Origin of the sequence: Phaeobacter sp. HS011 (assembly GCF_018101215.1) — a bacterium.
GTDB lineage: Bacteria > Pseudomonadota > Alphaproteobacteria > Rhodobacterales > Rhodobacteraceae > Phaeobacter > Phaeobacter inhibens.
This window is the reverse complement of the sequence record NZ_JAGEUF010000001.1, coordinates 547,438-569,768: the sequence shown is the minus strand read 5'-3', so window position 1 is coordinate 569,768 and position 22,331 is coordinate 547,438. Positions and strand designations below refer to the sequence as shown.

Below are 22,331 nucleotides of genomic sequence, written 5' to 3'. Positions count from 1 at the left end.
ATGGCCAGCCGCAAGACCAGCGCACCGCCGCTGTTGTTTCACCTCTACCGCGCTATCACGGCGTTGCTGGCACCGTTTGCCTATCGCAAAGTTGCAGGCAGGCTCGCCGATCACGGCGTATCAGCTGCCCGCCAGCGCGAACGGATGGGCTATCCAACAGAGCCGCGCCCAGTCTCCCATACGCCGGATGGTCGCCCAGCCCCGCTGCTATGGTTTCACGGTGCCTCGGTCGGCGAAAGCCTGGCGGCGCTGAGCCTGATCGACAAATTGGCCCCCCGCCTGCCCGACGCCGAGTTTCTATTGACTTCGGGCACTGCCACCTCCGCCGAAATGATGGCCAAGCGTATGCCAGCCAATTGTCGCCACCAGTTTGCACCGCTGGATGCTACGCCCCCCGTACGCCGCTTTCTGCGCCATTGGCAGCCGGACGCAGCGCTCTTTGTCGAAAGTGAGCTGTGGCCGGTGACCCTCAATGCCGCCAAGCGGTCTGGGGTGCGGCTGGCGCTGGTCAACGCCCGGCTGTCGGCCCGCTCCATCGCGCGGTGGGCGTCAAAGCCCGCGACGGCAGCTTTTGTAATGCAGCATTTTGATGTGCTGCTCAGCCAGAACCCGCAAATGGGCCAGAGCCTGATCGACCTTGGCGCCCCTGCTGATCGCGTGCATCCCAGCGGCAACCTGAAGGCCGGGTCCGCACCGCTGCCCGTTGACCAGACCGTTCTTGGCTCTGTTCGCGCCGAGCTGGGAACACGCCCGGTCTGGGTCGCGAGTTCCACCCATCGTGGAGAAGAGGAAGCGGTGATCGCCGCGCACAAAGCACTGCTGGCCGAGACCCCCGATCTCTGCCTGCTGCTGGCGCCCCGTCACCCGGAGCGCGCTACAGAAGTTACCGCGCTGATCAAAAAGGCGGGCCTCAGCGTCGCCCGTCGCAGTGCAGGCGACACCCTCACGCCCGAAACGCAGGTCTATCTGGCCGATACGCTGGGCGAAGTCGGGACATGGTATGCGCTGTCGCCCATCGTGTTTCTCGGCGGCTCCCTTGCCCCGATCGGCGGGCACAACCCATTCGAAGTGGCACAGGCCGGAGCCGCCGTAATCACCGGCCCGGGCTATTCCAACTTTGCCGAGACCTATCCACCGCTGATCTTCGCGGGTGGTGCGGTTGAGGTCAGCGACGCCTCATCTTTGGCCGGGGCGGTCCAGCATTGGTTGACGGACGAAGCAGCTCTAAACACCGCCCGCACCGCTGCCCGCGGCGTGGTTGAGGCGCAGGCGGCAGCACTTGACGGTGTCGTTGACCTGTTGATCACCCATCTGGCGCTCACCTCGCCGTCCACGAGCAACTGATCGGAACCGTCAGATGGCCGACCTTCTTGTCACCAATTTCAATCGCAATTTCACCGGCGTCTCAGCAACCGCCGCCAATGTGATCCGCCAGCAGGCCCGTCGTTATGATATGGCGCTGGTGGGGCGCGCCCTGCCCGGCTGCCCGGATCCGATCAGCATTGCCGCCGCTCGCGCGGCCTCGCGTCACCATGATCCCGCCAAACCATTTGCCATCTGGCATGTTCGGCGCAACACCGAGATGCGTGCCGCAATCTGGGCACGCGACATCCTGCGCCTGCCGGTTCGGATTGTCTTCACCTCGGCGGCGCAGCGGCGGCATTCTGCGTTTCCGCGCTGGCTGATCTCGCGCATGGATGCGGTTGTGGCCACGACTGACGCCGCCGCAACCTATGTCCCCCATGTGCGCGCTGTGGTGCCGCATGGAGTCGATACCGATGTCTTCACACCGGCGGAGAACCGCACCTCCGCGTGGGCCGCACTTGGCTATGGCGGCCAGCAGGGGATTGCCACAATCGGGCGCATTCGCCCGGAGAAAGGCACCGACCTGTTTGTTGACGCCATGCTGCGCCTGTTGCCGGACCACCCCGGTACAGTGGCACTGGTGATTGGGCGCGCAGCGCGGGAGCATCAGGGGTTTTTGAAAGGCTTGCAGGCAAGGATCACCGCAGCGGGCCTTGGCGAACGTATTCTGTTTCCGGGCGAAATCTCCGCCAGCGACCTGCCGAGGGTAATGCGAGCCTTGTCGCTGGTAATGCAACTGCCCCGTTACGAAGGCTACGGCATGGCCCCGTTAGAAGGTCTGGCCAGCGCTGTGCCATTTGTCGGCTCTGATACCGGGTATTATGGTGCGTTTTCGGCGCAGGGGACCGTAGGTACCGTGGTGCCATTGGAGGCCGCAGACGCAGCGGCACAGGCCGCAGGACAGTTGCTGTCGTCACCCAAAGAACTGTCGCGGCGCGGACAAGCTGGTCGCGATCTGGCGGTCCACGCCTTCAGCGCCGGTGCGGAGGCGGATGGAATCGACGCTGTTTATCAGCAACTCTGGTCCGCTGGCTAAACCCGGGTAGACCGTCACGCGCCCCAATCATCCCAAACAAAAATCGCCTGCCCACAGCGGGACAGGCGATCTTTTTTAGCTGTTTTTGCTCCAGCTATCAGGCAGCGGGCATCCGCTGTTCGACAATTTCGGCCCACCAGCTGCACCCAGCGGGGATTGCCTCATCGTTGAAGTTATATTCCGGGTGGTGCACGGCGGCGGTGTCGCCGTTGCCAACCAGAATATAGGCGCCGGGGCGCTCTTCCAGCATGAAGGCGAAATCTTCGCCGCCCATCACCAGCGGCGCATCATCACAGCCACCTGAGATATCCCGCGCCACCTTTGCGGCAAACTCGGTCTGTTCGTCGTGGTTCACCATCACCGGATAGCCCCGGTGGTAGGTCACCGCTACCGTACCGCCAAACGTTGCAGCGATGCCGTCGCAGATCTCATTGATCCGCTTCTCTGCCAGATCACGCATCTCGCCCGACATAGTGCGCACAGTGCCCTTGATGTGAACGCTCTGCGGGATCACGTTAAACGCCTTTGAGGACGTCTCAAACGAGGTTACCGAAACCACGATCTGATGCACGGGATCTGCGTTGCGCGAGGCGATGGTTTGCAGCGCCAGCACGGCCTGCGCCGACATCACGGTGGTGTCGATGGTCTCCTGAGGCTTCGCCGCATGACCGCCGCGCCCTTCGAAGGTGATGTCGAACTGGTCCGTCGCTGCAAAGAAAGCACCCGGGCGGATCGCGAAGGAGCCCACCGGACGGCCCGGCCAGTTGTGCATGCCGTAGACCTCCTGGATGTTCCAGCGATCCATCATGCCGTCGTCGCACATTTCCTTGCCGCCGCCACCGCCTTCTTCGGCGGGCTGGAAAATCACCACAACAGTACCGTCGAAATTGCGGGTCTCAGACAGGTATTTGGCCGCCCCCAGCAGCATCGCAGTGTGACCGTCATGGCCACAGGCGTGCATCGCGCCATCGGTCTTGGAGGCATATTCCAGACCGGTCTGTTCATGGATCGGCAATGCGTCCATATCGGCGCGCAGGCCGATGACCTTGCCGGAGCTGTCAGACTTGCCCTTGATCACGCCCACAACACCGGTCCGGCCAATGCCGGTGACAATCTCATCGCAGCCGAATTCTTTCAGCTTCTCAGCGACCAAAGCGCTGGTGCGATGGGTCTCAAACAGGATTTCGGGGTTTTCATGGATGTCACGGCGCCAGGCGGTGACTTCGTTTTGCAGTTCGGCGAAACGGTTCTTCACAGGCATGGTAAGGTCCTTTTTCTCTATCAATGCGCTGCCAATCTTGGTCCACGCGGTTTTCAGTTAAATAATGGTTGATGCAGGCTGCCGGGCCTATCGGGGCAGCGCCAGGCGCTGCTCAATCAGGGTGACAAACCAGCTGCATCCGGCCGGGATGGCATCGTCGTTGAAGTCATAGGCCGGGTGATGCAGACCTGCCGAGGGGCCATTGCCGACGCGGATCATTGCACCGGGGCGTTCCTCCAGCATAAAGGAGAAATCCTCACCACCCATGGCCAGCGCGACCTCCTCACAGTCACCCGCCACTGCCAGTGCAGCAGCGTGAGCATGACCGGTAGCCTCCGCATCATTGATGGTTACCGGGACACCGTTCACGAACTCCACCTCTGCAGAGCCGCCAAAGGTCAGCGCGATACCGGCAGTCACCGCACGCAGCCGCTCCGGGATTTGCGCCCGAACGTCCGGAGAATGCGTGCGAATGGTGCCCTTTACCTCGGCCCGGTCGGGAATGACGTTATAGGCCTTCGATGACGTTTCTGCCGAGGTGACCGACAGAACTGCTTGCATCACCGGATCGACGTTCCGCGACACGATGGATTGCAGGGCAGTAATCAACTCGCACATCATCACGGTGGTATCGACGGTTTCCTGTGGTTTGGCAGCATGGCCGCCACGCCCCTGAAGACGGATGATGAACTCATCGACGGAGGCCAGGATCGGGCCGGGCCGCAAGGCGAATTTTCCCAGCCCCAACCCCGGCGAATTGTGGATGGCATAGACCTCATCAATACCGAATCGGTCCATCAAGCCATCCTTGCACATGGCCTCGGCACCATTGCCACCTTCTTCGGCTGGCTGAAAGATTACCACCGCAGTGCCATCGAAATTGCGGGTCTCCGCAAGGTATTTCGCAGCCCCCAGCAGCATCGCAGTATGACCGTCATGGCCGCAGGCGTGCATCGCGCCCTCAATCTGCGAGGCATGCGGCAGGCCGGTGTCCTCTGCCATAGGGAGCGCGTCCATATCGGCGCGCAGACCAATCGCCCGGTTTCGCGTATCGCTGCGACCCTGGATCACCCCGACAACACCGGTCCGGCCGATGCCCGTCACCACCTCGTCACAGCCAAAGGTGCGCAGCTTCTCGGCGACCAACGCGCTGGTGCGATGTGTCTCGTAGAGGATCTCGGGGTTCTGATGGATATCCCGACGCCAGGCGGTGATTTCGGCGTGCATCTCAGCAAAGCGGTTCTTCACGGGCATCAGGTCATCCTCAGGCTGCGGGCATACGTCGTTCGACCAGTTCGGCAAACCAGCTGCACCCCAGCGGGATCGCCTCATCGTCGAAATCATAGGCCGGATGGTGGCACATGGCGGTGTCCCCATTGCCGAGGAAGATATAGGCGCCCGGACGCTCTTCCAGCATATAGGCGAAATCCTCTGATGGCATGATCGGATCAGTATCATCCGTGACCTTGGCAGCCACAGCCCGGGCCGCCTCAACCGCATACCCCGTCTCGGCCACTGTGTTGATGGTCACCGGATAGCCCGGTGTCCAGATCATCTCAGCCTTGGCCCCATAGGCGGAAGCTACATCTTCCGCGATGCGGCGCACGCGGATTTCAGCCTGCCCTCTGCATTCAGTCTCCAACGTGCGCACAGTGCCTTGCAAGCGGGCCGTGTGCGCAATGACGTTGGACGCGGTGCTATCCGTTTCAAAGGTACCGACCGTCAGTACGACATGTTTCAACGGGTCGATATTGCGCGAAACGATTGAATGCAGCGACACCACGATCTGCGAGGCGACCAGAGTGGTATCAATCGCCTCATGCGGGGTTGCGGCATGGCCGCCAACACCGGTCACGATGATCTCGAATTCATCGGAAGAGGCCAGCAGCGGCCCCGGGCGAATGGCAAATTCGCCCACAGGAATGCCCGGCGCATTATGAAGGCCATAGACTTCCTGAATACCCCAGCGATCCATCATGCCATCGTCACACATCGCCTTGCCCCCGGCACCGCCTTCTTCAGCGGGCTGGAAGATCAGCACCACCTTGCCATCGAAGTTGCGGGTCTCGGCCAGATATTTGGCGGTACCGAGCAGGATCGAGGTGTGACCATCATGACCGCAGGCATGCATCAGGCCCGGCGTTTGGGAGGCATAGTCAAGCCCGGTCGCCTCGGTTATCGGCAGGGCATCCATATCCGCGCGCAGGCCAATGACCCGGCCAGAGGTGTTCGCATTGCCCTCGATCACAGCGACAACCCCGGTCCGGCCAATCCCGGTGGTGATATCTGTGATACCAAAGCTGCGGAGCTTCTCCTCGACGAAGGCCGCTGTCTTATGCACCTCATAAAGCAGCTCCGGCATCTGATGTAGGTGACGCCGCCAGCCGGTGATCTCAGCGTGCATTTCGGACAGGCGATTCTTGATCGGCATGGGCATCTCCCTAGTATTGGTCCGCGGCCCCAGCTGCGTTGCTGGCTGCTGCGCCGTTAAAACACGACGTCCAAGGGTGCGAACAGGCGGACAGCCGCATCAACGGTAAGGTCTGCGGCCACTCTCATTCAGAAAACTTGCCTTATCAAGTAATGAGGCGCAAGCAGATCGTCATCGGCCATGATCAGCCCAAGCAGAGCATCCCGAAACTACGCTGACCAGACCTCAGATTGCGAGCCTGTCAATCAGCTGCTGCATGAACCGGTGGCCTGCGTTGAATTGCGACACGTCGATATACTCATTCGGCTGATGAGCCTGCGCGATATCACCGGGTCCACAGATCACAGCGGAATAGCCCGCCTCCTGAAACTGTCCGGCCTCGGTGCCATAGCTTACCACATGGGTGCCATTGTCACCGGTGAGCGCGCGCACCAGAGTTTCGGCTTCGCCCTCGACCTCGGGAACAAGACCCGGCACGTTGAACTTCTTGCTGACATCGATACGGGTGTCTGGATGGACCACCTGCATCTCCGCCTCAATATCGCGCACCTTGGCCAGATAGGCTGCTTCCCATTCTGCCGCAGATTCGCCGGGAACAACCCGGAAATCCATTACGAAACGGCAATCCTTGGCAGTGATGTTATGGGCAGTGCCGCCATTAATCATCCCGACATGACAGGTGGTGAATGGCGGCGTAAACAGCGCTGCCACGTCATCTGGCGTCTTGGCCATATTCTCAGCATTGCGCGCATTGGCCCAATCGATCAGCCGGGCGCCTTGCATGATGGCGCTGACACCAGTGTGCATGAGCGAGCTGTGTACCTCAAAGCCTACTAGGTGGGTGCTGTAGCCGATGCCGCCCTTGTGCCCGGTCACCGGGCGCATCACCGAAGGCTCACCAACGATGACACAAGACCCCTTGGGCAATACGTCCTGCATTGCGACAATCATCGGCGGCGCGCCGGTGCAGCCCACCTCTTCATCAAAGCTGAGCGCAAGCTGCAAAGGCCGCGCGACACCACGGTGGTGCGCCGCGACCAAGGCCCAGATCGCCAAGGCGTCAAAGCCTTTCATATCGCAGGTGCCGCGACCGAAATATTTCCCGTCCCGCTCCACCACGGTGAAGGGATCGCTGTCCCAGGGCTGCCCCTCAATCGGCACAACATCTGTATGCCCTGACAACACCACCGCCCCTTCGACGTCGGGGCCGACATGGGCAAAGACCGCGGCCTTGTGCGGCTGATCGGGATCGACCCAGCGGTGTGCGGTGATACCGTGGCTGGCAAGATAGCCCTCAACCCAGTCCACCAATGGCAGGTTGGTTTCGCTGCTGACGGTGGGAAAGGAGATCAGCTTGGTCATGATCTCCAGCGGGGTGAGCTGGTCTGCCATGCTCTTAGTAGCCGCTGTCAGTGGTCAGGACGAAATGCCCCGGCTCCACCTCGATATACTGCGAGGGCTCGGGCTGGTAATTCAGATCGTGGATTGGCGACGGGATCGGTTTAAAATTCAGATCCTTCTCTGATTTGCGCTGGTTGGGGTCCGCGATCGGCACCGCCTTCATCAAGGCCTGTGTATATGCGTGTTGCGGATTCTCAAACACACGCGCCCGTGGTCCCAGTTCAACAATGCGCCCCAGATACATCACGCCCACCTGATGGCTGACGCGTTCCACGACGGCCATATCATGGCTGATAAACAGGAACGACAACCCCAGTTCGGCCTGAAGCTCCATCATCAAGTTCAACACCTGCGCCTGCACCGACACATCCAGTGCCGAAACGGCCTCATCCGCGACGATCAGTTTCGGGTTGAGTGCAAGGGCGCGAGCAATGGCGATTCGCTGACGTTGACCACCGGACATCTCATGCGGATACCGGCGCATGAAGCTGCGCGGCAGATGCACCCGGTCAAACAGGTTGGCAACCCGGTCCTGCAACTCGGACCCAGAAGCCAAACCGTAGTTGCGCATCGGTTCCGCCACCTGATCCAGCAGCTGCATCTGCGGGTTGAGGGAGGCAAAGGGATCCTGAAAAATCATCTGCATATCAAGCCGCGCCTTGTGCAGCTCGCTCTGGTTCAGGCCGAGGATATCGCGGCCTTCGAATTCCACCGCCCCGGATTGCGGCTCCACCAATCGCAGGAGGGACCGACCGGCAGTGGATTTGCCGCAGCCGGATTCACCAACCAGCGACAGGGTCTGCCCCTTGAACACCTTGAAGGACACATCCTCAACCGCATGCACATTGGCCACGGTACGGCGCAGGATGCCCCCCTTGACGGGGAAACGCGTCACCAGGTTGCGCACCTCCAGAAGCACCTCGTCGCTGCCTTTGATTGGGGCAATCTCCTGCTGCTCTACGCCCATCAGCTTCATCGGCTCGGGATAGTCCTTGCCGCGCATCTCGCCCAGCTTCGGAACCGCGGCCAACAGAGATTTAGTGTAGTCATGCTGCGGGTTTTCGAAGATCTCGTTGACCGTTCCCTCTTCGACCTTGTTGCCACGGAACATGACAACCACACGGTCTGCCATCTGCGCCACAACCGCCATATCATGCGTGATAAACATCACCGCTGTGCCAGTTTCCCGCTTCAGGCGGTCCATCAGCGCAAGGATTTCGGCCTGGATGGTGACATCCAAAGCGGTTGTCGGCTCGTCCGCGATCAGCAGGCGCGGCTCACAGGCCATTGCCATCGCGATCACGACCCGCTGGCGCATACCGCCGGATAGTTCATGCGGGTATTGCTTCAGACGGCGTTCCGGCTCAGGGATCCGCACCTCACGCAGCAGCTCCAGAGCCCGGGTTTCCGCCTCTTTTTTGGTCATGTTCTTGTGGACGCGCAGCCCTTCGGTCAGCTGACGGCCAACGGTGAACACCGGGTTCAGCGCGGTCATCGGCTCCTGAAAGATCATCCCGATCTCATTGCCCCGAATCTGTTTCATCAGCGACTGGTCGGTTTTCCCAAGGTCAACTTCGCTCCCGTCGCGGCGATCAAACAGCAGCTGCCCTGACGTAATATCACCGCCACCAAACTCAACCAGACGCATCAGCGATAGCGAGGACACAGATTTGCCAGACCCGGATTCGCCAACGATGCAAACGGTTTCGCCGGGATTAACATCAAAGGAGACATCCTTGACGCCCACCACCGGGCCGTCTTTGGTCTGAAACTCCACCCGGAGCCCTTTGATTTGCGCGATTGGTTGATCCAGCACCGTGACGTCCCCTTCGTGTTCTTCTTTTTTCGATGGCGTTAACAGAAAGGTGTACGCACCTGCGCTGACCCCGTCAAACCCACGGCCAGAGCCTGCGCGATTTTTTCTCGGCTGCAAGTCTTGCAATTTGGCAGAAGTCTGTATTCGATACCGACAGTGCAGCCACGCCTGCCTCCGGTTGCAAGCCATGATCGCGGTAACGTGATCGCAGCCACAACCCGGCGGAGACCGCGTGCTCAAACGCACAGACCACAGCGATGTGGCAAATCTCCGGGGTGCAACAAACCCGGTCATAAAGAAGGCACATACGTGTCCGACAAGGAGTGAATTATGAAAATCAAGACCCTTTTGCTGGGTGCAATTGCGTCAGCCGCGCTTGCCCCCGCAGCCTTTGCCGAACGGGGATCGGACGGCCAGGTAAACATTATTTATTGGCAAGCCCCGTCCATCCTGAACCCGTTCCTGTCGGGCGGTACCAAGGATGTGGAATCGGCGTCGTTGGTGATCGAACCGCTCGCACGCTACGACCCACAGGGCGAAATGGTCCCATATCTGGTTGAAGAGATCCCCACTGTCGACAATGGCGGCGTGAGCGAAGATCTCACTTCGATCACCTGGAAAATCAAGCCCGGCCTTCTCTGGTCCGATGGCACGCCTTTCACATCCAAGGATGTGAAATTCACCGCTGACTACTGCATGCACCCCGAAGGCGGCTGCGCACAGGTCACCAAATTCGAAGGCGTCACCAACGTCGAGGCTGTTGATGATCTGACAGTCAAGGTCACCTTCGACAAACCGACCCCCTTCCCTTATGGCCCGTTTGTGGGCGGCGAAAGCCCGATCATCCAGGCTGCGCAGTTTGCTGATTGCGTCGGCGCCAAAGCGCCTGAATGCACCACCGCCAACTTTGCGCCCATCGGCACCGGTCCGTTTGTGGTGGATGAGTTCAAGCCCAACGACGTGATCACCATGTCGGCCAACACCAACTACCGTGATCCGGCGAAGCCTGCCTTTGCCAAGGTTCTGTTCAAAGGTGGCGGCGACGCAACCGCAGCCGGTCGTGCCGTTATGGAAACCGGCGAGTTCGACTACGCCTGGAATCTCCAGCTGGCCCCCGAAGTCATCGCGCAGATGGAAACCGGCGGCAAAGGTGTGCCAGTCGCGGGCTTTGGTCCTCTGGTTGAACGTATCATGCTGAACAATACCAACCCCGATCCGGCGCTTGGCCCGGATGAGCGTTCGGTGATCCGCCCGCATCCGTTCCTCAGCGATCCTGCGGTCTACAAAGCCCTGTCTCTGGCCATCGACCGTCCGCTACTGGTGGAAATCGGTTATGGCAAGGCAGGCAAAGTCGGCTGTAACTGGGTTCCTGCCCCTGCAGCCTTTGCGTCGGATACCTTCGACTGCTCGACTCAAGACATCGCCGCCGCAAACGCAATGCTGGACGAAGCCGGCTACAAGGACACCAACGGTGATGGCGTGCGGGAAACACCCGACGGCAAGCCAATGAAGATCCTGTACCAGACATCGACCAACGCTGTGCGTCAGGATTTCCAGGCGCTGATCAAACAGTGGTGGAGCGAAATCGGCATTGAAACCGAGCTGCGCAACATCAACTCTTCGGTCTTCTTCGGTGGTGATCCGGGTTCCCCCGACACCTTCCAGAAGTTCTATGCTGACGTCGAAATGTACGCCAACACCTTCAACGGCACCGACCCGCAGTCCTATCTGGGCAACGGTCTGTGCGACAAGGCACCGCGCCCTGACAGCCAGTGGCAGGGTGAGAACATCTCCCGCTTCTGCGACGAGGAATTCGACAAGCTGCACGCCGAACTGTCCCAAACGGCTGGTCTGGAAGCGCGCGCGGAAATCGCCAAGCGCCTGAACGATATCATTGTCGAAAAAGGTGGCATGATTCCACTGGTTCACCGTGGTCGTCTGTCCGCGCGCTCCAACACCCTGGGTGGCGTGGATCTGAACGTCTGGGACACCGAGCTGTGGAACGCAGCTGACTGGCACCGCACCGAGTAAGCGTCTAACGCCTGCAGTGGCCCCGGTAACGCGCCGGGGCCTCTTGCCATTTACGTCCGAATGACGTCATTGCATCGGCCAGAAATGGATCTCAGGCAAAAGACCGCCCAGTTCCACCCTATTCTTCCAATTGCAAAGGCGCCTACTGGATGCTGACCTTTACAATCAGACGCCTTGTCCTGTCGGTTCCGACGCTTCTGTTCATCAGCCTTGTTATCTTTTTGCTGCTTGAACTCGCGCCCGGTGACCCGATGGCTCAGGTCCCTCTGACCGTCCCCCCCGAAGTCAAAGAAAAGATGCGTGAGGCGCTTGGCCTTGGCCAACCCGCGCATATCCGATTCTGGAAATGGATCGTACAGTTCTTCTGGATCGAACCTCAGGTTCTGATCGACCATTATTTTGGCACCAGCTTTTCAGCCGGTGACCTGCGCGTGATCTCCTGGCAGACCCGCTCGCCGGTGATGGATATCGTTGTGCAGCGCATGCCGCAGACCCTCTGGGTTGTGGGCACTGCCTATCTGGTCGCGATCGCCATCGCCCTGCCTATCGGCATTTATTCGGCCTACCGCCAGTACAGCTGGTTCGATCAGGTCGGCACCTTTGTGTCGATGGTCGGCTTCTCGGTGCCGCCGTTCTTCTCCGGCGTATTGGTGATCGTGATTTTCTCGGTTCAGCTTGGTTGGTTCCCCTCCATCTATGACACCACTCATGTGGTGAACAGTTGGGACTCCTTCGTCAAACAGCTGCAACAGATGGTCATGCCGGTCATGGTTCTGGCCTTGCAAATCACCGCACAGCTCAGCCGCTTCATGCGCGCCTCGATGCTGGACAACCTCAACCAGGATTATGTCCGCACTGCCCGCGCCAAGGGCCTCAGCGAATATGTGGTTGTGATGGTCCATGTGCTGCGCAATTCAATGATTCCCGTGGTCACCGTGATTGCCTTGGGCATTCCCGCGATCTTCGGCGGCGCCATCATCACTGAACAGGTGTTCAAGGTGAACGGCATCGGTCAGCTGCTGATCGGCGCGATTGAGGCCAACGACCTGCCGATGGTGCAGACACTGACCTTCATCTTCGCGGTGCTGATTGTTCTCTTCAACCTGATCGCAGACGTGCTCTATGGCATTCTAGACCCGAGGATCCGCTATGACTGATAAGGACCGTCTGGTTCCCGACGAAGGGATTGCCCCCGCCTCCACCGCCCTGCCCGCAGCAGGTGTGATGGAAGAGCTGGACCAACCGCCCCGCAGCCAATGGCTGGATGTGTGGGATCAGTTCAAATCGCACAAGGGCGCTATGCTTGGCGGGGCCTTGTTCCTGCTGATTGTACTGACGGTTTATCTTGGACCGTTTTTCTGGGACATCGATGCCACGCGCATTGATATTCGCGCACGTAACCAAGGCCCCAGCTGGGCGCACCCCTTTGGTACAGATCAGCTGGGGCGCGACATGCTGGCCCGGATGATGGCAGGGGGGGCGACATCTGTTTCGGTTGGTCTGACTGCAATGCTGCTGGCCTTGTTCCTCGGTTCGCTGGTTGGCGTGATGGCCGGGTTCTTCAAACGGCTCGACGGCCCGCTGATGCGTCTGACCGATCTGTTCCTGGCGCTGCCTCTGTTGCCACTGCTGTTGGTCATGATGCTGCTGTTCCGCGAGCCGCTGAACGCAACCTTTGGACCGGAACAGGGGATTTTCATCCTGATCGTGGCCTCCATCGGTATCACCAGTTGGATGCCCACCGCACGAATTGTGCGGGGCGATGTGCTGGCGATCAAGGAACGCGAGTTCGTGCTGGCCGCGCGCTCCATCGGGACCACCAACACCAAGCTGATCTCGCGTCACATTCTGCCCAATGTGCTGTCGCCCATCATGGTCTCGGCCACACTGGGGATTGCGACCGCCATCATCACCGAGTCGGCTTTGTCCTTCCTCGGCCTTGGCTTCCCGCCGGATTTCCCCACATGGGGCCGCCTGCTCTATGATGCGACGGATTATCTTCAGCAGTATCCCGAGCGGGTGTTCTGGCCCGGCATGGCGATTTCCATGACCGTGCTGAGCGTCAACTACCTTGGCGACGGTCTGCGTGATGCGCTGGATCCGCGGATCCGGGGCCGCTGAGCCCCCCACCGAGAGGCTCGTGTAGCGGCGAACACCCCTACACATTCAAATAAAAACATATCAACCGGCCACTCTCCCAAGGTGGCCGGTTTGTTTTTGCCTGTTGCGAACGCGTCAGGACGTCTGGCCCAGATAGACCGACCCAGACAGAATATTCTCCTACACGCTGCGTGGTCACATCTGGATCCGAGGCTTGCCCACCGCCGACAAAACAGTCATTTCGGGAAAATATTCCAAAAGCGACGAATCTCGTCGCAGCCCTGCCGCAGTCACGGAGACCGAATATGTTCGAAACACTTGGCTTTGAAGACACCACCGCCCGCGCGGTTTCGGTCCTGTTTGCCCTGGGTCTCGGAATCCTCTTTGGCGGCCTCGCGCAGCTGACCCGGTTTTGCTTTCGCCGCGCCGTGGTCGGTGAGGATCGCCGACAGGCCGCAGGTGTCTGGGCGATGGCACTGGCTGTCGCCGTTCTCGGGACACAGGCGGGTGTGGCGCTTGGCTGGATCAGCTTTGCCGAGCATCGCCTGATGGTGGCCGATCTGCCCATTGCTGCCGTGATCCTTGGCGGGTTGATGTTCGGCGTCGGGATGGTGCTGACACGCGGCTGTGTCTCCCGGCTGATGGTGCTGACCGGCAGCGGTAACCTACGCGCGCTGGTGGTGATCGTGACCTTTGCCATTGTTGCCCATGCCACGCTTAAAGGCGTGCTTGCTCCGTTGCGCACTTGGATTGGCGGCGTAACCTTGCCGGTCAGCGACTATGCCTCGTTGGCGACACTGACCGGTGCGCCCTTGGTGGTTGCCGCAGTGATCGCTGCTGCTGCGCTTGTTCTGGCCCTGCGCTCCGGCAATCGTGCGCTGCCACTGCTCGGCGGGGCACTGATCGGCGCGCTGGTGCCGCTTGCCTGGGTGGGCACTGGCTATGTGCTGTTCGACGAATTTGACCCGATTGCGATGGAAAGCCTGTCGTTTACCGCGCCCTCTGCCGAGACCCTGTTCTACACGCTGGCCTCCAGCGCAGTACCGGCTGGCTTTGGTACTGGTCTGGTCGGTGGCGTGCTGATCGGCGCGCTGGTCGCCGCCCTTGTGAGTGGAAGTTTTCAATGGCAGAGCTTTGAGAGCCCGCGCCAGACCGGCCGCTACCTCAGTGGCGCTGTGCTGATGGGTGTTGGCGGTGTTCTGGCAGGCGGTTGCACCGTTGGTGCAGGCCTTGCGGGTATTCCGACACTCAGCCTTGCCGCGGTGCTGGCGCTGGCGTCAATCGCAGCAGGTGGCCTGGCCGCAAATGCCTGGCTCAATGCAGCCGCTTCCGGATCTGGCGCACAGCGAGCCACACCAGCAGTACAACCGGCAGAGTAAGCGCTGCCGTCATCATGCCCTTGCTGAGGTCCAAGACCTTGGCCAGGGGGTAGAGCGCATAAGACGCCAGCGACACGGCATAGTAGCTGATCGCAACCACTGACAGCCCCTCCACCGTGTGCTGCAGACGCAACGCCATATCGGCGCGCCGGTCCATGCTTTCCAACAGCGCCTGATTTTGTGCGCTGCGTTCAACATCCACGCGGGTCCGCAACAGTTCCCCTGCACGCCGTGCCCTGTCTGCCAAAGTGGCCAGCCGTCCTTCGGTCGATTTTACGGTCCGCATGGCAGGCTCAAACCGGCGCAACATGAACTCGGCAAAGGTCTGATACCCTTCAAACCGAGCCTCCCGCAGCAGCGCAATGCGCTGGTTGACCAGCGCATCATAGGCCCCCGTCGCCCCAAAGCGAAACGCAGCCTGCGCTGCCATCGCTTCCAACTCAGCAGAGACGATCAGCAGCTGCGACAATGTCTGTTCGGCGGGCATTCGGTCGCCGGTCATCTCCACCATCATTTCGCTCAGATGTGTATCAAGCGCCCCTATCGTTGGGCTGAGGCCGCGCGCCCGGGAAAACCCGAGCATCGACATGGCGCGATATGTTTCGATCTCGCAAAGACGCTGCACCACCCGGCCAATCCGCTGGGCGCCCGTCTCCCTGTTCGGAAAGACGGCAAACCGCATGTGACCGGCTGGATCAATACGGAAATCCCCAGCCACCACACAGCTGTCATCCAGCACCCGCGCAACGGCCAGACTCTCAGGGACAAACCAATCGGTCAGCGCGCGGCGCACATCCGCAACCTCGCCGCGTGGCAGGACCCGCAACATCAGCGAGGTAATGCGTTGGCCCGGCGCCTCGGACAGCCAATCAGACGGGAACACATCGAAATCCGCAGGATCGTAAGGGCGCTCGCTGATGCCATCAAAATACAGCGTGTAGGACACGAACTCGGTATGCTGTTCCCATTTCAGGGTATGACGCCCCAGTTGCGCGGAATGATGCGTCGCACCCGGTTTGGGATGCGGCACACCATGCCGGTCCAGCAAGGCCACCAGATGCGCGAGGTCCTGGCTACGATCACGATGCACCGCCTCTTGCGGCTGTTTGATCGCAAGATAGATCACCGTTGAGGGGTTGCTCATCGTCGGGAAAGGGCGGGCATGCAGCTCATTGGCCAGCTGGTAGCGCAGCGGGTGGTCTTGGATCGGCGGCATCTGTGGTCTCCCTGAGCAGCAGACCACAAGTTAGCCGAGGTGGAGCAACCTGTAAAGAATTACGTTATTTCAAAGCTTTAACAGGATACAACCGTATACAATCACGGAATACTCGACGCCAGACATCGGCATTACGCCGCCTCGAACACCTCAATCGCGCATTCAAACCATTGATGGCCGCAGGCATGCCGCCATAGATCGCCATCTGCCAGATGACCTCCAGAATCTCGGCTTCGCTTGCCCCCGCCGCACGGGTGTGGGCGATGTTTATCTTCAACTGCGGCGTCGTCTGAGCGCCCAGCGCCGTCAGCGCGGCAATCGTACAGAGCTGCCGTGTGCGCAGGTCCAGACCTTCACGCGCGTAGTGGCGCCCATAGGCCCATTCCACCAGGCTCTCCGCCATTCCCGGCAGATGTGCGTCGTAGCGCTCTGCCAAAATCGCTTCCAGATTTGGGTTCATCTTTGCCAGAAGATTGCGGCCATTGGTCAATGCGTCAGACATCTGCGCTTTCCTTTTCCAAGTCGTGGTAGATCGCCACCTTGCGATCCATCAGGGCAAGCGTGTCATGAAGCTGCTCCAGCTGTCGGCGGATCACCTCGCGGTGGGCCTCCAGCATTTCGCGCCGTTCAGCCAGTGTGTCCCGCCCCTTTGCACGCAACCGGGCATAGCGGACGCGATCCGCCTGTTTCATACCGGTGGCGTTCAACTGGCCCAGAAAACGGATCCAGCCGAGGATCTCGCGATCATAGACCCGCCGCCCGGCGGCATTGCGCGCGGGCGGATCGATCAACCCGATCTTCTCGTAAAAGCGCAGGGTATCCACGCTCAGGCCTGTGGCCATCGCCACTTCTGAAATCTTCATGCACGTCTCTCTTGCTGCCCACCCATCATGGGTGAGTCGGAACACCCTAGCGGTTGGAGTACACTCCAGCTCAAGCAGTATCTGCAGCCCGTCCAATCGGTTGCCAAAGTTCTATCGGATTGCCTTCCGGGTCATGCAACCGCGCGAAATAGCCAATCTCACCGTCCCACTCCGGCCGCGTCTCAACAGCAATGTCTGCGGCGGTCAGCTGTGCGATCATCGCGGCCAGATCCGTCACCCGGAAATTGATCATCCACTGCTTGGTCTGATCTCCGAAATAATCGGTATCCTCGGCAAACGGGGCAAAGACAGTATACCCCCCTTGTTGCATCCAGGGTGTCCCCCCAACAGGGTCGATTCCCAGATGGTCATTGTACCATCGGCTGAGCGCTTCGGGGTCTTTGGCGCGGAAAAACACGCCACCTATGCCTTGGGCCTTTTCCATATCATCCTCCTCGGCTGCCCTATGGTACCACAGGCCCAAAGAAAAAGAGCGCCCTGTCAGGAGCGCTCTTTCGATGTGTGCAGCGATGAGGTGAACAATCAGCTGATCATAGTCAGCAGTTTATCCAGGCTGGCCTTGGCATCGCCATAGAACATGCGCGTGTTCTCCTTGAAGAACAGCGGGTTCTCGATGCCCGAGTAGCCCGTACCCTGCCCCCGTTTTGAGACAAACACTTGTTTCGCCTTCCAGCATTCCAGCACTGGCATGCCAGCGATGGGCGAGTTCGGGTCTTCCTGTGCCGCCGGGTTCACGATGTCGTTGGAGCCAATGACAATCGCCACGTCGGTTTCCGGGAAATCGTCGTTGATCTCATCCATTTCCAGCACGATGTCGTAAGGCACTTTCGCCTCTGCGAGGAGCACGTTCATATGACCCGGCAAACGACCTGCAACCGGATGGATCGCAAAGCGGACGTTCTTGCCCTTGGCGCGCAGACGGCGGGTCAGCTCAGCCACATTCTGCTGGGCCTGCGCCACTGCCATACCGTAGCCAGGGATGATGACGACACTGTCGGCCTCATCTAGGGCTGCGGCCACACCATCGGCATCAATCGCGATCTGCTCACCGTCGATCTCCATCGCCGGACCCGCCGTGCCGCCAAAACCACCAAGGATCACCGACACAAACGACCGGTTCATCGCCTTGCACATGATGTAGCTGAGGATCGCACCAGAGGAACCCACAAGCGCACCAACCACGATCAACAGATCATTGCCCAGCGAGAAGCCAATCGCCGCTGCGGCCCAGCCTGAGTAGCTGTTCAGCATCGAGACAACCACGGGCATATCCGCGCCGCCAATACCCATGATCAGGTGGTAGCCGATAAACAGCGCCGCCAGAGTCATCAGGAACAGCGGGAAGAGACCACCAGTGTTAAAATACCAAATCAGACAGATCAGCGAGAGACCCGCAGCACCGGCGTTCAGCATATGGCCGCCCGGCAGTTTGGTCGCCGCCGAGGACACTTTGCCTGCCAGCTTGCCATAGGCAATCACCGACCCGGTAAAGGTCACAGCACCGATGAAGACACCGAGGAACAGTTCAACCCGCAGGATTGCGATCTCAACACCGTCTTTCTTGGCCAGAAGCGCACCAAATCCTTCGAGCGCCTTCTTGGCGGTGTCATCCATCGCCAGAACGCGACCCAGCTCGATATGGGCGATGAAGCCCACGAACACCGCAGCCAGCCCCACCAGCGAGTGCATCGCCGCAACCAGTTGCGGCATTTCGGTCATCTGCACGCGTTTGGCGACGTAGTAGCCGATGATACCGCCTGCGGCGATCAAGATGATCGACAACAGCCACAGACCAGCACCGGGGCCAATCAGCGTTGCCAGAACCGCCAGCGCCATACCGGCGATACCGTACCAAACCGCGCGTTTCGCGCTTTCCTGACCGCTCAGACCGCCCAGCGACAAGATGAAGAGAACAGCCGCAACCACATAGGCGGCAGTTGTAAAGCCAAAGTCCATTATGCCGGCCTCCTTAAGATTTCTGGAACATGGCAAGCATGCGCCGGGTGACGAGGAAACCGCCGAAGATATTGATCCCGGCCATGAACACTGACAGTGCCGCAAGGAAGATCACAAGGAACGACCCAGACCCGATCTGCATCAACGCACCAAGGATAATGATCGAGGAAATCGCATTGGTGACAGCCATCAGCGGTGTATGCAGCGAGTGTGCAACGCCCCAGATCACCTGGAAGCCCACGAAACAGGCCAGCGCAAACACGATGAAATGCTGCATGAAGCTGGCGGGTGCAAACAGTCCCACAAACAGCACCAAGGCACCGCCGACAGCCAGCAGGGTGACCTGGTTCTTGGTCTGCTGCTTGAAGGCTTCGACTTCCTGCTCCCGCTTCTCTTCGGGCGTCAGCTCCTTCACCTCTTTCTTCGGCTGGGCCGCGATGGCCTGCACCTTGGGCGGTGGCGGCGGGAAGGTGATTTCCTTCTCAAAGGTGACCGTCGCACCCCGAATAACATCGTCTTCCATGTCGTGATTGATCTGACCGTCCTTCTCGGGCGTCAGGTCAGTCATCATATGGCGGATGTTGGTGGCATAAAGTGTCGAGGCCTGCGCGGCCATGCGGCTCGGGAAATCGGTATAGCCGATGATAGTCACGCCATTCTCGGTCACGACCTTCTCGTCCATCACCGTGCCTTCGACATTGCCGCCTTTTTCAGCTGCAAGGTCAATGATGACGGACCCAGGCTTCATTGCCGCAACCATATCCTCAAGCCACAGCTTAGGAGCCTCGCGGTTGGGGATCAGCGCGGTGGTGATGACGATATCAACATCAGGGGCCAATTCGCGGAACTTGGCCAACTGGGCCTCGCGGAACTCGGGGCTGGAGACAGCCGCATAGCCACCGGTTGCCGCGCCGTCCTGCTGGCTTTCCTCAAAATCGAGATAGACGAACTCTGCGCCCATGCTTTCGACCTGCTCAGCCACTTCCGGGCGCACGTCAAAGGCATAGGTGATCGCGCCAAGGCTGGTGGATGCCCCAATCGCGGCCAGACCGGCAACGCCTGCCCCGACAACCAGAACCTTGGCCGGGGGCACCTTGCCCGCTGCCGTGATCTGACCGGTGAAGAACCGACCAAAGTTATTCCCCGCCTCGATCACCGCGCGATAACCCGCGATATTGGCCATGGAGGACAGCGCGTCCATCTTTTGCGCGCGGGAAATCCGCGGCACCATTTCCATCGCAATCACATTGGCGCCCTTGGAGCGCGCAAGCTCCATACCGGCCTCATTGCCCCCCGGGTTGAAGAAGGAGATCAGCGTCTTGCCCGCTGTCATCCGCTTCAGTTCCGTCTCGGTCGGCTGGCGCACCTTGGCCACGATATCCGCCGCTTTCCACAGGGCGGCCGGTGTTTTGACGATCTCAACGCCAACAGCCTCATATGTGGCATCTGCAAATCCCGCCGCCGCACCTGCGCCGGTCTCAATCGCACAGGTATAGCCCAGCTTTTGCAGCTGAACCGCAGAGTCCGGGGTCATCGCAACCCGCGCCTCGCCCTCAAACACTTCTTTTGGCGTGCCTATTTTCACCTTGTCGGTCCCCCTCTTTGTCCCCGCGCCAGATTTACTGAGCACGTATCGCAAATATTTTGACTACATTGCGCAACATTTTTGCGCAACAGTTTCGCTGCGTCGCCGCAACGGATTGCCGCATTGCCGCAAATCCATCACAGCCATCGCCGTGTCTCTTGTTCGTACCGCGCCCAGTCCGCGCGAAATTGCCTGCGCAGCCGGTTTTCTTCCGGCAGAATGAACCGCCGCTCCAGCACCCAGACAAAAATTGGCAACAGTGCCAGCGACAGAACCGCATCAAACCGCAGGACCAGCCCCAGCAGAAGCAGGCAATCGCCAAGGTAGATCGGATTGCGGCTGCTTTTGAAAATACCAGATTGCACCAGCTGGCTTGGATCCCCATGCGGGTGAAGCGTTGTCTTCTGGCGCCGCATCTCTGTAACGGCCAGCAACATCAGCACAATTCCCGCCCCGACCAACAAACCGCTCAGCAGATCAATGATCGCGGCAATGGGGCCCGTTGAAAACCCCAGCCCCAAGGGCAGGAACTTCGCCTGACACCACGCCAGTACAGCAAACCCCAGCAGCCACACCGGAGGCACGTCGATCCATTTCATTGCAGGCGACACTCCGGGCGACCCTTGTCTTTTGATAGGCACATCAGCGGCAGTTTTCCCCTAAGTGGTCAGAAGGTCCAGCCCCCGAACAGGACGACCGAAGGATAAGGACAGATTGCCCAAAATGGTCGCGGAACGGCGAATCCGTTCCGTTTGCGGCATGATCCTGCACATAATGTTACAAATGACCACGTATACTTTGGCATGCTTACCGGAAGCGGCGCCGCAAATGGAATCCATCTGTCCTCACAAGACCGTCACCAGCCAAGGATAAGGCAGGCTTGGACTATTCCCACTCCATTTCCTCATAGACGCGGCCTGCATTCTTGGTCGCCAACTCCTCAAAGGTGTCCAACTGCTGCCAGCGGGCCTGATCCACGTAATAAGCCGACGCCAGATCGCCGCCCTCTTCGATATGGGCACCAATCTTGCTGCGCAGATCCACGAGGTAGTCCAGCGTGTAGCGCCTCACCTGATCAAAATTGGTCGGATGGCCGTGACCGGGGATTACATAGGTCGGGTTCAGGGGCTCCAGCTTCTCCTGCCAGGTCTCGATCCAGCAACTGGTGCAGGTGTGTTCAAAAATCGGCAACATCCGTTCATGAAATGCGATATCTCCCGCAATCAGAATGCCCCACTGTGGAATCCAGACCTGAGTATCGCCCGGATCATGGGCCGGGCCCAGATGCAGGATCTGAAAATCGACGCCCCCCAGCGACAGATCATACCGATCCTCAAAGCTGAGGTTGGCCGGTTCAATCCGCGTCTCCCCTGCCCTGTCCTTGTTGTAGCTTTGCATGCCCTGCAGGATGAAATGACCGTTTTCCGTCACCTCTGCTGTGGCATCCACATGCGCCAGAACATCCACACCCTGATCGCGCCAATAGCCATTGCCCAGCATTGCGTGGCCCTGCCCGTTTTCATTGATCACCAGCACCACCGGCTGATCGGTCACCGTCTTGATCTCCGCATGGAGCGCGGCAGCCAGCGCATCAGATGCACCCGCATTGATCACAACAACGCCTTCGGTGGTCACCACAAAACTGAGATTATTGTTGTGACCTGCGTTCTCATAGGTTGGCGGCGCGGTGGCACCGATGGCGGAAAACACCTGCGGAATCACCTCAACGGGTTTGGCATAGAGCTCGGATTGGGGGTATTGGTCGGCAATATCTTCGCTCGCCAGCGCAGCTGCGGGCGATATCAGCGTGACCACTAGGCCAAGGGCGAGAGTTTTCATATCATCCTCCATCTGCAACGGTGACCTGTCG

19 protein-coding genes are annotated in these 22,331 nt (G+C 59.8%); 6 read left to right on the top strand and 13 right to left on the bottom strand.

All coding sequences use genetic code 11. The features are described 5' to 3' along the window. Both J4721_RS02645 and J4721_RS02640 read left to right on the top strand, forming a co-directional pair. Positions 1–1,344, top strand: coding sequence for a 3-deoxy-D-manno-octulosonic acid transferase (locus J4721_RS02645; protein WP_211002049.1), 1,344 nt, complete (start codon positions 1–3; stop codon positions 1,342–1,344). Positions 1,345–1,357: 13 nt separating this feature from the next. Beyond that, entirely contained in the window at positions 1,358–2,401 is a 1,044-nt protein-coding gene (locus tag J4721_RS02640; protein ID WP_211002048.1) for a glycosyltransferase family 4 protein, read from the top strand. Positions 2,402–2,498: 97 nt separating this feature from the next. On the opposite strand, the gene J4721_RS02635 is transcribed toward J4721_RS02640, so the two are convergent. The 5 genes from J4721_RS02635 to J4721_RS02615 form a co-directional block, all read right to left on the bottom strand. Beyond that, complete coding sequence (locus J4721_RS02635; protein WP_102874557.1) at positions 2,499–3,662, bottom strand: M20 aminoacylase family protein; 1,164 nt, start codon at positions 3,660–3,662, stop codon at positions 2,499–2,501. A gap of 87 nt (positions 3,663–3,749) precedes the next feature. Next, positions 3,750–4,916: a M20 aminoacylase family protein gene (locus J4721_RS02630; protein ID WP_102874558.1), complete on the bottom strand. Its 1,167-nt coding sequence runs from the start codon at positions 4,914–4,916 to the stop codon at positions 3,750–3,752. A 10-nt stretch (positions 4,917–4,926) separates the two neighbouring features. Beyond that, positions 4,927–6,093 (bottom strand): M20 aminoacylase family protein, encoded by a 1,167-nt coding sequence (locus J4721_RS02625; protein WP_102874559.1) that lies wholly within the window; start codon positions 6,091–6,093, stop codon positions 4,927–4,929. Positions 6,094–6,318: 225 nt separating this feature from the next. Continuing rightward, the gene (gene argE, locus J4721_RS02620; protein ID WP_014879566.1) at positions 6,319–7,485 is read right to left on the bottom strand and encodes an acetylornithine deacetylase; all 1,167 of its coding nucleotides are present in this window, start codon (positions 7,483–7,485) and stop codon (positions 6,319–6,321) included. A 4-nt stretch (positions 7,486–7,489) separates the two neighbouring features. After that, the gene (locus J4721_RS02615; protein ID WP_102850017.1) at positions 7,490–9,310 is read right to left on the bottom strand and encodes an ABC transporter ATP-binding protein; all 1,821 of its coding nucleotides are present in this window, start codon (positions 9,308–9,310) and stop codon (positions 7,490–7,492) included. A gap of 330 nt (positions 9,311–9,640) precedes the next feature. Between J4721_RS02615 and J4721_RS02610 the strand changes: the two genes are divergently transcribed. The 4 genes from J4721_RS02610 to J4721_RS02595 all read left to right on the top strand — a co-directional run bounded on the left by J4721_RS02610 (position 9,641) and on the right by J4721_RS02595 (position 14,820). Then, on the top strand, positions 9,641–11,341 hold the full coding sequence (locus J4721_RS02610) for a peptide ABC transporter substrate-binding protein (RefSeq protein ID WP_014874129.1): 1,701 nt from the start codon (positions 9,641–9,643) through the stop codon (positions 11,339–11,341). Between the two features lie 149 nt (positions 11,342–11,490). After that, positions 11,491–12,498, top strand: a complete 1,008-nt coding sequence (locus tag J4721_RS02605) for an ABC transporter permease (protein WP_014874128.1) — start codon at positions 11,491–11,493, stop codon at positions 12,496–12,498. Next, positions 12,491–13,462: an ABC transporter permease gene (locus tag J4721_RS02600; protein WP_014874127.1), complete on the top strand. Its 972-nt coding sequence runs from the start codon at positions 12,491–12,493 to the stop codon at positions 13,460–13,462. The genes J4721_RS02605 and J4721_RS02600 overlap by 8 nt, the downstream gene beginning before the upstream one ends. A 284-nt stretch (positions 13,463–13,746) precedes the next feature. Beyond that, positions 13,747–14,820, top strand: coding sequence for a YeeE/YedE family protein (locus tag J4721_RS02595; protein WP_211002047.1), 1,074 nt, complete (start codon positions 13,747–13,749; stop codon positions 14,818–14,820). On the opposite strand, the gene J4721_RS02590 is transcribed toward J4721_RS02595, so the two are convergent. The 8 genes from J4721_RS02590 to J4721_RS02555 form a co-directional block, all read right to left on the bottom strand. Further along, the gene (locus tag J4721_RS02590; protein ID WP_014879562.1) at positions 14,756–16,036 is read right to left on the bottom strand and encodes a DUF3422 family protein; all 1,281 of its coding nucleotides are present in this window, start codon (positions 16,034–16,036) and stop codon (positions 14,756–14,758) included. The genes J4721_RS02595 and J4721_RS02590 overlap by 65 nt on opposite strands. 64 nt (positions 16,037–16,100) lie before the next feature. Then, positions 16,101–16,538 carry a carboxymuconolactone decarboxylase family protein gene (locus J4721_RS02585; RefSeq protein ID WP_211002046.1) on the bottom strand — a complete coding sequence of 146 codons (438 nt, stop codon included), beginning with the start codon at positions 16,536–16,538 and terminating at the stop codon, positions 16,101–16,103. Next, entirely contained in the window at positions 16,531–16,899 is a 369-nt protein-coding gene (locus tag J4721_RS02580) for a MerR family transcriptional regulator (protein WP_102858177.1), read from the bottom strand. Before J4721_RS02580 ends, J4721_RS02585 begins: the two co-directional genes overlap by 8 nt. A 70-nt stretch (positions 16,900–16,969) precedes the next feature. Continuing rightward, entirely contained in the window at positions 16,970–17,344 is a 375-nt protein-coding gene (locus J4721_RS02575) for a VOC family protein (RefSeq protein ID WP_014879559.1), read from the bottom strand. A 98-nt stretch (positions 17,345–17,442) separates the two neighbouring features. Then, the gene (locus tag J4721_RS02570; RefSeq protein WP_102874563.1) at positions 17,443–18,876 is read right to left on the bottom strand and encodes an NAD(P)(+) transhydrogenase (Re/Si-specific) subunit beta; all 1,434 of its coding nucleotides are present in this window, start codon (positions 18,874–18,876) and stop codon (positions 17,443–17,445) included. Between the two features lie 13 nt (positions 18,877–18,889). After that, the gene (locus tag J4721_RS02565; RefSeq protein WP_102858176.1) at positions 18,890–20,461 is read right to left on the bottom strand and encodes a Re/Si-specific NAD(P)(+) transhydrogenase subunit alpha; all 1,572 of its coding nucleotides are present in this window, start codon (positions 20,459–20,461) and stop codon (positions 18,890–18,892) included. Positions 20,462–20,598: 137 nt separating this feature from the next. Beyond that, a complete protein-coding gene (locus J4721_RS02560; protein WP_211002045.1) occupies positions 20,599–21,060 on the bottom strand; it encodes an isoprenylcysteine carboxylmethyltransferase family protein in 462 nt (153 codons plus the stop codon). 286 nt (positions 21,061–21,346) lie between these two features. After that, on the bottom strand, positions 21,347–22,300 hold the full coding sequence (locus J4721_RS02555) for an MBL fold metallo-hydrolase (RefSeq protein WP_044040894.1): 954 nt from the start codon (positions 22,298–22,300) through the stop codon (positions 21,347–21,349). Positions 22,301–22,331: the final 31 nt, after the last annotated feature.

What these genes read in the sequence shown, in the direction of transcription:
- J4721_RS02635 (WP_102874557.1), bottom strand. Translation starts at nt 3,662, where the DNA reads ATGCCTGTGAAGAACCGTTTCGCCGAACTGCAAAACGAAGTCACCGCC.
- J4721_RS02625 (WP_102874559.1), bottom strand. Translation starts at nt 6,093, where the DNA reads ATGCCGATCAAGAATCGCCTGTCCGAAATGCACGCTGAGATCACCGGC.
- J4721_RS02590 (WP_014879562.1), bottom strand. Translation starts at nt 16,036, where the DNA reads ATGCCGCCGATCCAAGACCACCCGCTGCGCTACCAGCTGGCCAATGAG.
- J4721_RS02570 (WP_102874563.1), bottom strand. Translation starts at nt 18,876, where the DNA reads ATGGACTTTGGCTTTACAACTGCCGCCTATGTGGTTGCGGCTGTTCTC.
- J4721_RS02560 (WP_211002045.1), bottom strand. Translation starts at nt 21,060, where the DNA reads ATGAAATGGATCGACGTGCCTCCGGTGTGGCTGCTGGGGTTTGCTGTA.
- J4721_RS02640 (WP_211002048.1), top strand. Translation starts at nt 1,358, where the DNA reads ATGGCCGACCTTCTTGTCACCAATTTCAATCGCAATTTCACCGGCGTC.
- J4721_RS02580 (WP_102858177.1), bottom strand. Translation starts at nt 16,899, where the DNA reads ATGAAGATTTCAGAAGTGGCGATGGCCACAGGCCTGAGCGTGGATACC.
- J4721_RS02630 (WP_102874558.1), bottom strand. Translation starts at nt 4,916, where the DNA reads ATGCCCGTGAAGAACCGCTTTGCTGAGATGCACGCCGAAATCACCGCC.
- J4721_RS02555 (WP_044040894.1), bottom strand. Translation starts at nt 22,300, where the DNA reads ATGAAAACTCTCGCCCTTGGCCTAGTGGTCACGCTGATATCGCCCGCA.
- J4721_RS02585 (WP_211002046.1), bottom strand. Translation starts at nt 16,538, where the DNA reads ATGTCTGACGCATTGACCAATGGCCGCAATCTTCTGGCAAAGATGAAC.
- J4721_RS02595 (WP_211002047.1), top strand. Translation starts at nt 13,747, where the DNA reads ATGTTCGAAACACTTGGCTTTGAAGACACCACCGCCCGCGCGGTTTCG.
- J4721_RS02610 (WP_014874129.1), top strand. Translation starts at nt 9,641, where the DNA reads ATGAAAATCAAGACCCTTTTGCTGGGTGCAATTGCGTCAGCCGCGCTT.
- J4721_RS02605 (WP_014874128.1), top strand. Translation starts at nt 11,491, where the DNA reads ATGCTGACCTTTACAATCAGACGCCTTGTCCTGTCGGTTCCGACGCTT.
- J4721_RS02575 (WP_014879559.1), bottom strand. Translation starts at nt 17,344, where the DNA reads ATGGAAAAGGCCCAAGGCATAGGTGGCGTGTTTTTCCGCGCCAAAGAC.
- J4721_RS02645 (WP_211002049.1), top strand. Translation starts at nt 1, where the DNA reads ATGGCCAGCCGCAAGACCAGCGCACCGCCGCTGTTGTTTCACCTCTAC.
- argE (WP_014879566.1), bottom strand. Translation starts at nt 7,485, where the DNA reads ATGGCAGACCAGCTCACCCCGCTGGAGATCATGACCAAGCTGATCTCC.
- J4721_RS02600 (WP_014874127.1), top strand. Translation starts at nt 12,491, where the DNA reads ATGACTGATAAGGACCGTCTGGTTCCCGACGAAGGGATTGCCCCCGCC.